This window comes from Micromonospora sp. D93, assembly GCF_018070365.1.
Classification (GTDB): Bacteria; Actinomycetota; Actinomycetes; order Mycobacteriales; family Micromonosporaceae; genus Micromonospora; species Micromonospora ureilytica.
On the sequence record NZ_JAGPXW010000003.1, the window covers coordinates 94,085 to 106,181 of the forward strand.

General features: G+C 71.4%; 11 protein-coding genes. 5 read left to right on the plus strand and 6 right to left on the minus strand.

Going from position 1 to position 12,097, the window contains the following annotated elements; translation table 11 throughout:
- Positions 1-365: 365 nt before the first annotated feature.
- The gene (locus KBX71_RS04900) at positions 366-1,241 is read left to right on the plus strand and encodes an alpha/beta fold hydrolase (protein WP_210816744.1); all 876 of its coding nucleotides are present in this window, start codon (positions 366-368) and stop codon (positions 1,239-1,241) included.
- A gap of 18 nt (positions 1,242-1,259) precedes the next feature.
- On the opposite strand, the gene KBX71_RS04905 is transcribed toward KBX71_RS04900, so the two are convergent.
- Both KBX71_RS04905 and KBX71_RS04910 read right to left on the minus strand, forming a co-directional pair.
- Positions 1,260-1,994 carry a class F sortase gene (locus KBX71_RS04905; protein WP_210816745.1) on the minus strand — a complete coding sequence of 245 codons (735 nt, stop codon included), beginning with the start codon at positions 1,992-1,994 and terminating at the stop codon, positions 1,260-1,262.
- Positions 1,995-2,002: 8 nt separating this feature from the next.
- Positions 2,003-2,590 (minus strand): hypothetical protein, encoded by a 588-nt coding sequence (locus KBX71_RS04910; protein WP_210817021.1) that lies wholly within the window; start codon positions 2,588-2,590, stop codon positions 2,003-2,005.
- Between the two features lie 130 nt (positions 2,591-2,720).
- Between KBX71_RS04910 and trmB the strand changes: the two genes are divergently transcribed.
- The 4 genes from trmB (at position 2,721) to KBX71_RS04930 (ending at position 7,942) form a co-directional block, all read left to right on the plus strand.
- Positions 2,721-3,428 (plus strand): tRNA (guanosine(46)-N7)-methyltransferase TrmB, encoded by a 708-nt coding sequence (gene trmB, locus KBX71_RS04915; protein ID WP_374102579.1) that lies wholly within the window; start codon positions 2,721-2,723, stop codon positions 3,426-3,428.
- Between the two features lie 112 nt (positions 3,429-3,540).
- Positions 3,541-6,054 (plus strand): RNA helicase, encoded by a 2,514-nt coding sequence (locus tag KBX71_RS04920; RefSeq protein ID WP_210816747.1) that lies wholly within the window; start codon positions 3,541-3,543, stop codon positions 6,052-6,054.
- Positions 6,055-6,210: 156 nt separating this feature from the next.
- A complete protein-coding gene (locus tag KBX71_RS04925) occupies positions 6,211-6,855 on the plus strand; it encodes a hypothetical protein (protein WP_210816748.1) in 645 nt (214 codons plus the stop codon).
- 193 nt (positions 6,856-7,048) lie between these two features.
- A complete protein-coding gene (locus KBX71_RS04930; RefSeq protein WP_210816749.1) occupies positions 7,049-7,942 on the plus strand; it encodes a hypothetical protein in 894 nt (297 codons plus the stop codon).
- A 144-nt stretch (positions 7,943-8,086) separates the two neighbouring features.
- On the opposite strand, the gene KBX71_RS04935 is transcribed toward KBX71_RS04930, so the two are convergent.
- From KBX71_RS04935 to KBX71_RS04950, 4 genes are read right to left on the minus strand one after another with little or no spacing between them, the layout of a single operon-like run.
- Complete coding sequence (locus KBX71_RS04935) at positions 8,087-9,034, minus strand: ABC transporter substrate-binding protein (protein ID WP_210816750.1); 948 nt, start codon at positions 9,032-9,034, stop codon at positions 8,087-8,089.
- Positions 9,034-9,936, minus strand: coding sequence for an ABC transporter ATP-binding protein (locus KBX71_RS04940; protein WP_210816751.1), 903 nt, complete (start codon positions 9,934-9,936; stop codon positions 9,034-9,036). The genes KBX71_RS04935 and KBX71_RS04940 overlap by 1 nt, the downstream gene beginning before the upstream one ends.
- A 19-nt stretch (positions 9,937-9,955) precedes the next feature.
- A complete protein-coding gene (locus tag KBX71_RS04945) occupies positions 9,956-11,029 on the minus strand; it encodes an iron ABC transporter permease (RefSeq protein ID WP_307846959.1) in 1,074 nt (357 codons plus the stop codon).
- Complete coding sequence (locus tag KBX71_RS04950) at positions 11,026-12,072, minus strand: iron ABC transporter permease (RefSeq protein WP_210816752.1); 1,047 nt, start codon at positions 12,070-12,072, stop codon at positions 11,026-11,028. Before KBX71_RS04950 ends, KBX71_RS04945 begins: the two co-directional genes overlap by 4 nt.
- Positions 12,073-12,097 lie beyond the last annotated feature (25 nt).

Genomic DNA, 12,097 nt, shown 5'->3' on the forward strand with positions numbered 1-12,097 from the left:
GACATCCTGGTTCGAGCGCCGTCTTATGCCGAGCTGTCAAAGCTCTACAGCATTGCGGTAACCACGGTGCAAAAGGGCATTAGGGTCTTGGAGTTTCAGGGTTTGGTGGTCGGCGTACCCGGTAGAGGCGTCTACGTCAGAGAAGACGCGAAGTAGCGTTAGGCACTCAGCTGTTCCGCAACCCACACGTCGAGCCGCCCTTGGTGTGCTGGGGATGCCGCACCACAGCCGAATCGCACCGGGCCGGATGTCTCCGTTGATAGCGTCGAGACGGCCTGATCGGTAGCCGGCCACCAGTCGCCCTACCCGCCATTCCGGGCCGTTCGGTCAGGGCGCATATCCCGAGGTGCGGGGAGATTCTGACGATGTTCGACGGCTTCGAGGAGTTCGACGTCGAGACGTCCGGCGCGACGATCCACGGGCGCCGGGGCGGAAGCGGGCCGCCCGTTCTGCTGCTGCACGGCATCCCCGAGACGCACCTCATGTGGCACCGGGTCGCGCCACGGCTCGCCGAGAACTACACAGTCGTCGCCACCGACCTGCGGGGCTGGGGCGACAGCGGCAAACCGCCGAGCACAGCGGATCACGAGCCGTACAGCATGCGCGCCGTCGCCCGCGACCAGATCGAGCTGATGCGGAGTCTGGGCCACGAGCAGTTCCGACTCGTCGGCCACGATCGTGGGGCCCGCTGCGCGTACCGTCTCGCGCTGGACGCACCGGACGTCGTCACCCGGCTGGCGGTCATGGACGTCGTCCCCATCGGGGACGTCTACAACCGCGCCGACAAGACGTTCAGCCTCTCCTACTGGGTCTGGTCCTTCCTGGCGGCGCCCGCGCCGGTGCCCGAGGAGTTCATCAAGGCGGCGCCCGCGGTGCTCGTCGACTTCATGCTCGACACCTGGCCCACGGTGAAGGACGCCTTCCCCGCCGAGGTGCGTGCGGCGTACGTCAGGCAGTTCAGCGACCCGGCCACCGTGCACGCGATCTGCGAGGAGTTCCGCGCCGCCGCGACACTTGACTACCAGCAGGACGAGGCGGACCGGGGGAAACGGAAGATCGCCTGCCCGGTGCTGTTTCTCTGGAGCCAACGCGGCCAGGTCGCGAAGCTCTACGACGACCCGCTCGCGATCTGGCGGGAGTGGGCCGACGACGTACGCGGCGAGCCGGTCCCGGTCGGGCACTTCATTCCGGAGGAGGCCCCCGACGAGACCACCCGCCAGCTTTTGACTTTCCTGAGCTGACGCCCGTCCGGGTCGGTCTCAGGACTTGCGGGAGGACTGGAGGGTGGCGAAGGCGATGACGTTGTCGGCGTAGCCGGTGCGGCCCCCGATGAACTGCCCACCGCAGGTGATCAACCGCAGCCCGGGTGGCCCGTCGTGGCCGTAGATCCGCTCGGCGGGCAGCTGGTCCTTCGGGAAGTGCTCGACGGTGTCGACCCGGAACACCACCACCGACTCGTCCGCCCGGGCCACCTCGATCAGGTCGCCGGGGTGCAGCTTGCCCAGGTCGTAGAAGACCGACGGGCCGGTCTTCGTGTCCACGTGCCCGACGATCACCGCCGGGCCGGGCTCACCTGGTGTGGGCCCTCGGTCGTACCAACCGGTCTCGTTGTGCCGTTCCAGCGACGGTACGGCGATCGAACCGTCCCGCGCCTGCCCGACGGGTGCCACCGGCGCGGCCACCTTGATCGCCGGCACCGAGAGGCGCACCGGACGACTGGCCGACAACCCGACCGACTCACTGCGGGCCGGCCGGTCACCGCCGGTCGGGGCCAGGTCGAACGGCCCGATCGAACGGCCCAGCCCCGCCCCGGTGGCGAAGACCCCACCCAACACCAACACCACGGCCAACGGTACGGACCAGGGGCTGCGGCCGGATGGACGACGACTACGCCGGGGGGCGACGGCGGTCGGCGGACGCGCTGCCACCGACGGGCGCTCGGGATCCGACGGGCGTGAACCGGCCGGCGGCGGCGTGGGGCGGAAGATCTCCATGACGGGCCTCAGCGGCGCGCGGCGGCTCGGGGACGGCGCAGCGCCATCACGGCGAGGATCAGCCCGGTGATGGTCAGTGCCGCGCCGCCGGGCAGCAGCAGCTTGCCGCTGATCCCGCCGGTGCTCCCACCGAAGCCGGTTGCCGGACCACGGCTGGGCTGTACGGGGATCTTCTTGACCACCTGAAGCATTGTCGAGGCCGTCTCGCCGTCGCGGCACTCCAGCTTGACCCGGTAGTTGCCGGGGCGGGTGCGCTCGCGGACCATCGGCGCGGCGGTGAGCACCCCACGTTGCGGTTGCACGCCGACCGCCCCGAAGGCGTCGGAGACCACCGTGGCGCCCGCCGAGTTGTCGCGACAACTGGCCCGGATGCCGACCAGGTACCCGGGCTGCACAGTGCTGGGGCTCACCTCGACGAAGATGTCCACCGACGGCGCCGGTTGCGGCGCGCCACCAGGCGGCCCTTCGGGCTGCGGCGCCGACGCGGCACCAACAGCCCGCTCGGGCGCGGCGAGGGCCGGCGTGGCAGCCAGCAGGGGGCCGGCGAACACGGCCACCAGCGACAGGGTCACGACGCCGCGGGTCACTGTCACGATGCCCCCTCTCGACGCCGTGCGGCCGGGCCGGGCAGTGGAGCACCCGACCTGCCGTACCAGTTGGATCCTCTCATTTCCGGTCGCACATCACATCCGATCCGTCGGCGGCGTCGCGTACGCTCGGGTCGCTGTGACCGCCACCGACCATGACCCCGCCGTCCCGCCCGTGAGCCGGACGATCCGCACGTTCCACCCCCGCCGGGGTCGGATGAGCGACCGGCAGACCGACGCGCTGAGCCGGCTCTGGCCCGTGTACGGCCTGGATGTGCCGGACGGACCTGTCGTGCCCGTCGACCTGGCCGACCTGTTCGGTCGCCGGGCGCCCGTCGTGCTGGAGATCGGCTCGGGCATGGGCGACAGCACCGCTGCGATGGCCACCGCCGACCCGGATCGAGATTATCTGGCGGTCGAGGTGCACACGCCGGGAATCGCCAACCTGCTCCACCTGGTGGAGCGTGGTGGCCTGCGCAACGTACGGGTGGCCGAGGGCGACGCGTTGTCCCTGGTCAGCGGCTTGCCCGAGGGCGTGTTGGACGCCGTGCACGTCTTCTTCCCGGACCCGTGGCCGAAGTCCCGCCACCACAAGCGGCGGATCATCCAGCCGGCGCACGTGGCGCTGCTGCGGTCCCGGCTGCGCCCCGGCGGCGTGCTGCACTGCGCGACCGACTGGGCCGAGTACGCCGAGGCGATGCGAAAGACCCTGGAGGCGGACCCGGAGCTGGTGGACGCGTACGGCGGCTTCGCGCCGCGCCCGGCGCACCGCCCGGTGACGAAGTTCGAGCGGCGGGCGATCACGGCTGGTCGGCCGGTCGCAGACCTGTTGTACCGCCGACGGTGACCGGCGAAACGCCCGAAACGGAACGCGGCGGGGCGTTCGGGACGCCCGGACGGGGGTCCGGTGCGGGCCGGGTTGGCGTACCGGGGCATGATCCAGGCACCATGGACAGGCTATGACGCTCACCGCCGCGCTGCCGACAAGCGCCGACCCCGACACCCTCTTCGACGCGTTCGCCGGCTGGGCGAAGGAGCGCGGCCTCGACCTCTACCCGCATCAGGAAGAGGCGGTCATCGAGATCGTCTCCGGCGCCAACCTGATCATGAACACGCCCACCGGCTCGGGTAAGAGCCTGGTGGCGATCGCCGCCCACTTCGCGGCCCTCGCCGACAGCCGGACGACCTTCTACACCGCGCCGATCAAGGCGTTGGTGTCGGAGAAGTTCTTCGCGCTCTGCGAGGTGTTCGGCGCCGAGAACGTCGGCATGCTCACCGGCGACGCCAGCGTCAACGCCGACGCCCCGATCATCTGCTGCACCGCGGAGATCCTGGCCAACCTGGCGCTGCGCGAGGGTACGAAGGCCGACGTCGGCCAAGTGATCATGGACGAGTTCCACTTCTACGCCGAGCCCGACCGGGGCTGGGCGTGGCAGGTGCCGATCATCGAGCTGCCGCAGGCCCAGTTCATCCTGATGTCCGCCACCCTGGGGGACACCACCCGCTTCGTCGACGACCTGACCCGGCGCACCGGGCGGCCCACCGCCGTCGTGCGCACGGCGGAGCGGCCGGTCCCGCTCATCTTCTCGTACGCGATGACGCCGCTGCACGAGACGCTCGAGGAGCTGCTGGAGACCAAGCAGGCCCCGGTGTACGTGGTGCACTTCACCCAGGCCGCTGCACTGGAACGCGCCCAGGCGCTGACCAGCGTCAACGTCTGCACCCGCGCCGAGAAGGACATGATCGCCGAGGCGATCGGCGGTTTCCGGTTCACCGCCGGCTTCGGTAAGACGCTGTCCCGGCTGGTCCGGCACGGCATCGGCGTACACCACGCCGGCATGCTGCCCAAGTACCGCCGCCTGGTGGAGACCCTCGCCCAGGCCGGCCTACTCAAGGTCATCTGCGGCACCGACACCCTCGGCGTCGGCATCAACGTGCCGATCCGCACCGTGCTGTTCACCGGCCTGTCCAAGTACGACGGCGTCCGTACCCGACTGCTGAAGAACCGCGAGTTCCACCAGATCGCCGGGCGGGCCGGCCGGGCCGGCTACGACACCATCGGCCGGGTCGTGGTGCAGGCCCCGGAGCACGTCATCGACAACGAGAAGGCCCTCGCCAAGGCCGGCGACGACCCGAAGAAGCGGCGCAAGGTGGTCCGCAAGAAGCCGCCGGAGGGTTCGATCGGCTGGGGCCAGCCCACCTTCGACCGACTCGTCGACGCCGAGCCGGAGCCGCTGACCTCCAGCTTCCAGGTCAGCCACTCGATGCTGCTCAACGTCATCGGCCGGCCCGGGGACGCGTTCACAGCGATGCGGCACCTGCTCACCGACAACCACGAGGAGCCCACCGCGCAGCGCCGGCACATCCGCCGGGCCATCGCCATCTACCGGGCGCTGCGGGCCGGTGGCGTCGTCGAGGAGCTGCCCGAACCGGACGAGACCGGTCGGCGCATCCGGCTCACCGTCGACCTCCAGCTCGACTTCGCCCTCAACCAGCCGCTCTCCCCCCTCGCGCTGGCCACCATCGAGCTGCTCGACGCCGAGTCCCCGTCATACGCGCTCGACGTCCTCTCCGTCGTCGAGTCGATCCTCGACGACCCCCGACAGATCCTCTCCGCGCAGCAGTTCAAGGCGCGCGGCGAGGCGGTCGCCGCCATGAAGGCCGAGGGCATCGAGTACGAGGCGCGCCTCGAACTGCTCGACGACGTGACCCACCCGAAGCCCCTGGCCGAGCTGCTGGAGGCCGCGTACGAGATGTACCGGCAGGGGCACCCCTGGGTCGCCGACCACCAGCTCTCCCCCAAGGCCGTCGTCCGCGACATGTACGAGCGGGCCATGACCTTCACCGAGTACGTGCAGTTCTACGGGCTGACCCGCTCGGAGGGTCTCGTCCTGCGCTACCTGGCCGACGCGTACAAGACGCTGCGCCAGACCGTGCCCGAGGACGCCAAGACCGAGGAGCTGATCGACCTCATCGAGTGGCTGGGCGAGCTGGTCCGCCAGGTCGACTCCAGTCTCATCGACGAGTGGGAGCGGCTGCGCAACCCGTCGGACGTGGCCGAGGTGGCCCAGGCGCACGCCGCCCTGACCGACCGGCCACCGGCGGTGACCCGCAACGCTCGGGCGTTCCGGGTGCTGGTGCGCAACGCGCTGTTCCGCCGCGTCGAGCTGGCCGCGCTACGCCGCTGGGACCTTCTCGCCGAGTTGGACGCCGAGGACGGCTGGGACTACGACGCGTGGGCCGACGCGCTCGCGCCGTACTTCGAGGAGTACGACTCGATCGGCGTCGGGCCGGACGCCCGAGGGCCGGCGCTGCTCATGATCGAGCAGGGCCGGGAGCGGTGGACAGTCCGCCAGAGCTTCGACGACCCCAACGGCGACCACGACTGGGGCATCAGCGCCGAGATCGACCTGGTGGCCTCGGACGAGAGCGGCGCCGCAGTCGTGCGGATCACCGACGTCGGCCAGCTCTAGCAAGCGTCTCCAAAGGGGGTCGTCCGTACGCCGGACGGCCCCCTTTGTCGCGTCTTCCGCACGCCTTCTTTCGCTGGGCGATGTCAGACCCGTCGATTAGAATGTATGTACTAATCGAGTTCCTGACCTGCAGGATTACGACTCGGGAGGACGCCCGTGACCGCTCCCGCCTCCACGCCCCTCACCCCCTACGCCACCCTGCTCGGCTTCACCCGCTACGTCGACCGCACCGGCCCCACCAAGGCGACCTTCGTGGGCGGGCTACGCAAGCAGCGAGCCAGCCGGTCCGGCTTCAACCCGCACGGTCAATTCGTCAAGGCGCTCAAGGCCGACATCGCCTTCCACACCGGCGGCACACACCTCGCCGGGGTGGTCGACGTGGTCAAGCCACGCTGGCGCCCGCTCTATCAGGCGCTCGTCCCCGGCGCCACGACCTGGCTGCACTCCCTCGGTGAGCCGGCCGCCGTCGACCTCGCCCAGACCCGCGACGCCCTGGCCATGCTGGGCGACCTACCCGTCAAGATCAACCCCCACTTCGGGGTACGCCACGCCGACGGCCGCGCCGAAGCGGTCCGGTTGCACTTCGACGAGACCCCACCGAGCGAGGAGTCGGTGCTCGCCACCCTGCACCTGATGGCTCGACACATGGACGCGGTGCTCCCGCACGCCGAGCCGGTCCTCGTCGACGTCCGCCGCGGCCAGGCCCACCGCATGCCCACCGATGCCAAGCCCGACCAGATCGAACGCTGGCTCTCCGGCGAGGCCGCCGCCTTCCGCGCCATCTGGTCCACCGCCGCCTAACCCCACCCCCACCCCGCCCCTCCCCCTTCACCCCAACCGCCCAAGATCCGCGCAACTTCGGGGATACTGCTGTCTCGCGTCGCGAGGAGCCAGCAAGAACAGCGAAGTTGCGCGGATCTTGGCGTTCAGGCCCTGGCACAGGGTTATCCACAGGGGCTGCCGGCGAACGCCTCCGCCGGTGATGGTGTCTGTCATGCCTGTTTCCCCACGACGGCCGGCGAGTCTGCAGGGGCGCGTCTTTCGCGGGTCCCGCGTCGTTGCCCAAGGCCTACTGACCCGGACGGAGCTGCGCAGCAGGGCATGGCGTCCGCTGTTCCGGGATGTCTACGCCGATGCCCGACTGGCGATCACCCACCGCACTCGTTGCGCGGCTGCGGCGCGGTGGGTTCTGCCACCGGGCGTTGCGATCGCAGGTCGCAGCGCGGCGGCGCTCTACGGCGCGGCGTCGGTCGCCGACCACGAGCCCATCGATGTGCTCGTGCCTGCCGGCCAGCGGTTCGGTCCGGTCTCGGGGCTCGTTGTGCACACCGGTGCGATCGCCGCGACCGACGTTGCGGTACGTCAGGACATCCCACTGACCACGCCGACGCGCACCTGTTGGGACCTGGCCCAGTGGCTGCCAACGGAGGACGCCGTCGCCATCGTGGATCGCCTCGCCGGGCAACGGCTGGTGGCGCTCCCTCGACTGCGGGCAGACGCCCAAGCACGGATCGGCAACCGGGGTTGGAAACGGATGGTGCGTGTGGCTGAGCTGGCCGACGCGGCCGCGGAGTCGATCCCGGAGTCCCGGCTCCGCGTGCGGATAGTGCTCGCAGGGGTGCCGACGCCCGTGACGCAGTTCGTGGTCGAGCGCGACGGGATGTTCGTGGCCCGTCTCGACCTGGCGTGGCCGCACCTCAAGGTCGCCGTCGAGTACGACGGGTTGTGGCATGACGATCCCGAGCAGTTCCACCGAGACCGACGCCGCCTCAACCGACTGCTCGGTGAAGACTGGATCGTTCTGCACGTCACCGCGAAGCGGTTCCGGGAGGACTTCGACGGCTTCCTCGTCGAACTCCGCCAAGCGCTCCGGTCCCGCTCCCGCTGACTCCGCCTCGGACCCAAACCCAAACCCAGACCCGCCAAGATCCGCGCAACTTCAGGGATCCTGCTGCCTGAACAGCTCACGAGGCAGCAGTTTCCCCGAAGTTGCGCGGATCTTGGGAGGTTCGCGCGGGGGCGCGGGGGGTTGTCAGGCGGCGGGGAGGTACTTGGTCAGGTCGTCGAGGATCTTGTTGGCGGCGCCGACGCCGATGCCGGTCATCCAGACCTCGTCGGAGACGGGGTACGCCTTGCCGGCCTTGACGGCGTTGAGGCCCTTCCAGAGGGTCCCACCCGCGACCTTGGTCTGCTCGGCGGCGGCCTTGTCGCCGTACGCCGTCACGAAGATGACGTCACCGTCGACCTCGTTGATCCGCTCGGGGCTGACCAGGTCGAAGCGCTTGTCCTCCTTGTTGGCGAGCAGCTGCCGCTCGGGGCGGCCCAGGCCGGTGTCGCCGATGACGATGCCGGAGAACGAGTCGGGGCCGTACACCCGGATGTTGCCGGGCAGGAACCGCACGATCGACACCTTGCGCGCGGCGGCGTCGCCGAGCGTCGCGCCGAACTCCTTGGCCCGCTTCTCGTACGTGCCGAGCAGATCCTTGGCCTGCTGCTCACGGCCGAGCGCCTTGCCGTCGAGGAGGAGGTTGTCCTTCCAGGTGATGCCCACCTTGTCGGTGAACACAGTGGGCGCGATGGCGGCCAGCTCGTCGTAGAACTTCTCCTGGCGGAACTTGCTGCCGAGGATGAGGTCCGGCTTCAGCGCGTTGATCGCCTCCAGGTCGGGCTCGGTGAGCACCCCGACCTCCTTGATGCCGGCGAGCTTGTCCGCGCCGAAGTAGGTCGGCCAGCTCTTCGCCTCACCGGCGGTGGCGGCGCCGACGGGCGTGATGCCCAGCGAGAGCGCCGCGTCGATCTTGTCGGTGTCGAGCACGACGACGCGCTTGGGCTCGGCCGGGACCTTTGTGGTGCCCATGGCGTGGGTGATCTCCCGGGTGTCCCCGGTGGTGGTGCCGGCGACCGGGTCGCTCTCACCGCAGGCGGTGAGTCCGACGCCGAGGGCGGCGGCCGCGGCGAGAGCGGCGACGAGACGACGCATCAGAGTCCTTTCGAGGGGTACGAGCCGGCGAGCGGGTTGGCCGCGTCGCCGGTGGCGGGTCGGGCGTCCGGTACGGACGCCGTCGACGGAGAGGGGTCACCCGCGGCAGCGGGCGAAGCGGAGTTGCCACCTGTGTACGCGGGCACCACCAGCGGTGCGCCGGTCACCGGGCAGGGCACGACCACGCAGGCCAGCCCGAAGACGTCGCGGACCAGGTCGGCGGTGAGGATCTCCCGGGGCGGTCCGGCGGCGACCACTGCGCCGTCGCGCATCGCGACCAGGTGGTCGGCGTAGCGGGCGGCCTGGTTCAGGTCGTGCAGCACGGCGACCACTGTGCGACCCCGCTCGAACCGCAGCCGGTGCAGGAGATCCAGCACCTCCACCTGGTGGGCCAGGTCGAGGAAGGTGGTCGGCTCGTCCAGCAGCAGGGCGTCGGTGTCCTGGGCGAGGGTCATGGCGATCCACACCCGTTGCCGCTGCCCGCCGGAGAGGCTGTCCACCGGCCGGTCGGCCAGGTCGGCGACGTCGGCGAGGGTCATCGCCTGGTCCACCGCCGCGCCGTCCTCCGACGACCACTGCCGCCACCACCGCTGGTAGGGCTGCCGGCCGCGCCCGACCAGGTCTGCCACAGTGACGCCCTCGGGCACCAGCGGGCTCTGCGGCAGGACGCCGAGGCGGCGGGCGACCTCCCGGGTCGGCAGGTCACGGATGGCGGTGCCGTCCAGCAGCACCGCGCCTCGGCGGGGGGTGAGCAGCCGGGCCATCGTCCGCAGCAGGGTGGACTTGCCGCAGGCGTTGGGCCCGACGATCACGGTGAAGGCATCGGTGGGCAGGTCGAGGTCGAGCCCGTCGAGCACGGTCCGCTCGTCGTAGCCGGCGACCAGGTCGCGGGTGGAGAGCATCACACGACTCCTTGGAGGGTCACGACGACCGCCGCCGGCCGCGCAGCAGCAGGAAGATCAGGTACGGGCCGCCGATCGCGGCGGTCAGCACACCGGCGGGTAGTTGGGTGGGTGCGAACAGCCGCCGGCCGGCCAGGTCGGCCAGTACCAGCAGGAGCGCGCCGAGCAACGCCGCGCAGACCAGCGGTGGTCGTTCGGCGCGTACCAGCCGTCGGGCCACCTGCGGGGCGACCAGGGCCACGAAGTCGACGGCGCCGACCTGGGCGGTGACCATCGCGGCGACGAGTACCCCGGTGCCGGCGAGCCCGATCCGGCGGGCCACCGGGCGCAACCCGACGCCCCGGGCGGTGTCGTCGTCCAGGGCGGTGCTGTTCAGCGCCCAGCCGGCCCAGGCCAGCACCGGCAGCAGCACCAGCAGGGTGCCGGCGATCCAGGCCGCCTCGGTCCAGCCCTTGCCGGCCAGGGTGCCGATCAGCCAGATCTGCGCGCGCAACCCGTCGATCGGGTCGGCGGTGAGCATGACCACCTCGGTGAGCGCCCGGAAACCGAACGCGACAGCCACCCCGGCGAGCACGAACCGCTGCGCGGCCAGCCCGTGCCGGGCGCCGAGGGCGAACAGCAGCACCGCCGCGAGCAGCCCGCCCACCAGGGCGGTGGGCGCCACCAGCACCGCGGCCATTCCGCTGGTCAGGGCCACGGTCGCGGCGAGGCCGGCGCCCTGGGTGATGCCGATGACGTCCGGGCTGGCGAGCGGGTTGCGCGCCACGCTCTGGATCAGCGTGCCGGCCACGCCGAAGGCGGCGCCGGCCACGGCCGCCAGCACGACCCGCGGCAGCCGAAGATCAAAGACGACGAGGTCGTACGGGGTGCCGGCACCGGAGAGAGCACGCAGCACGTCGGCCGGGGCGACGTACGGGGTGCCCAGCGAGAGGCTGAGCACGACGGCCAGCAGGAGCAGCACGGTCAGCACGGCGGCCACCAGGACCGCGCGTCGGCGGATCAGCAGGCTGACCGGGCCGATCCGCAGCAGTGAACGCCCTGGCAACCGAGCCGCCTCGGCACCAGGCGAGCCTGGGCGCAGGGTGGTGGTCACGCGGTCACCACCCGGGCGCGGCGGACCAGCACGGCCAGCAGTGGCGCGCCGATCAGCGCGGTGACGATCCCGGCCGGTATCTCGCCGGGCGGGGCGACGAGCCGACCGACGATGTCGGCGGCGAGCAGCAGCGCCGGACCGAGCAGGGCGGAGACGGCGAGGGTCCAGCGGTGGTCCGCGCCGACCAGGGCGCGCGCCAGGTGCGGCACGGCCAGCCCGACGAACGCGACAGGTCCGGCGGCGGCCACCGCGGCGCCGGTCAGCAGCACGGCGGCGAGGCCACCACCGAGGCGGACCAGGCCGATCCGGTGGCCGAGCCCACGGGCCACGTCGTCGCCGAGGGCCAGCGCGTCCAGACCGCGGGCCACCACGGCGGCCAGCACCAGGCCGACGAGGACGAAGGGCAGCACCTGCGCGGCGACCGACAGGTCCCGGCCGGCCAACCCGCCGACCACCCAGAAGCGGTACTCCTCGAAGGTGCGGGCGTCGATGCTGAGCAGCGCGTACACCCCGGAGGCCAGGCTGGCGTCGAGCGCCGCGCCGACCAGCGCGAGGGTGACCGGGCTGGCGCCCTCGCGGGCGCGGGTGGCGATGGCGAAGACCAGCAGCCCGGCGATCAGGGCTCCGGCGATGCCGAACCAGACGTACCCGGCGAGCGTGCCGACGCCGAACACGGAGATCGCGAGGACCACCCCGAACGACGCGCCCGCGCTGATGCCGAGGATGCGCGGCTCGGCGAGGGGGTTGCGGGTGAGCGCCTGGAACAGCACGCCCGCCACGGCGAGCGCGAGCCCGACGGCGAGGCCGAGCGCGGTCCGTGGCATCCGCAGCTCACGGACGATGGTGCTGGCGTCGCTGCCGTCCGGCGCGACGAGCGCGTGCCAGACCTGGTCGACGCCGAGTTGTCGGCTGCCGAGCGCGAAGCTGGCCAACACGGTGAGCAGCAGCACCAGCGCGGCCCCGACGGTGACGGCCACGCGGCGGCCGGCGGGTGTGCCGGACCGGTTGCGGGCCGGGGCCGGCCGGCTGACGAGGGTGGTCACGAGTCTCCTGCACGTTCGCGCTTAG

Bases quoted from the DNA above. Each gene is read 5' to 3' on its own strand.
- KBX71_RS04935 (WP_210816750.1), bottom strand. From the start codon at position 9,034: ATGCGTCGTCTCGTCGCCGCTCTCGCCGCGGCCGCCGCCCTCGGCGTC.
- KBX71_RS04905 (WP_210816745.1), bottom strand. From the start codon at position 1,994: ATGGAGATCTTCCGCCCCACGCCGCCGCCGGCCGGTTCACGCCCGTCG.
- KBX71_RS04920 (WP_210816747.1), top strand. From the start codon at position 3,541: ATGACGCTCACCGCCGCGCTGCCGACAAGCGCCGACCCCGACACCCTC.
- KBX71_RS04900 (WP_210816744.1), top strand. From the start codon at position 366: ATGTTCGACGGCTTCGAGGAGTTCGACGTCGAGACGTCCGGCGCGACG.
- KBX71_RS04940 (WP_210816751.1), bottom strand. From the start codon at position 9,936: ATGCTCTCCACCCGCGACCTGGTCGCCGGCTACGACGAGCGGACCGTG.
- KBX71_RS04930 (WP_210816749.1), top strand. From the start codon at position 7,049: ATGCCTGTTTCCCCACGACGGCCGGCGAGTCTGCAGGGGCGCGTCTTT.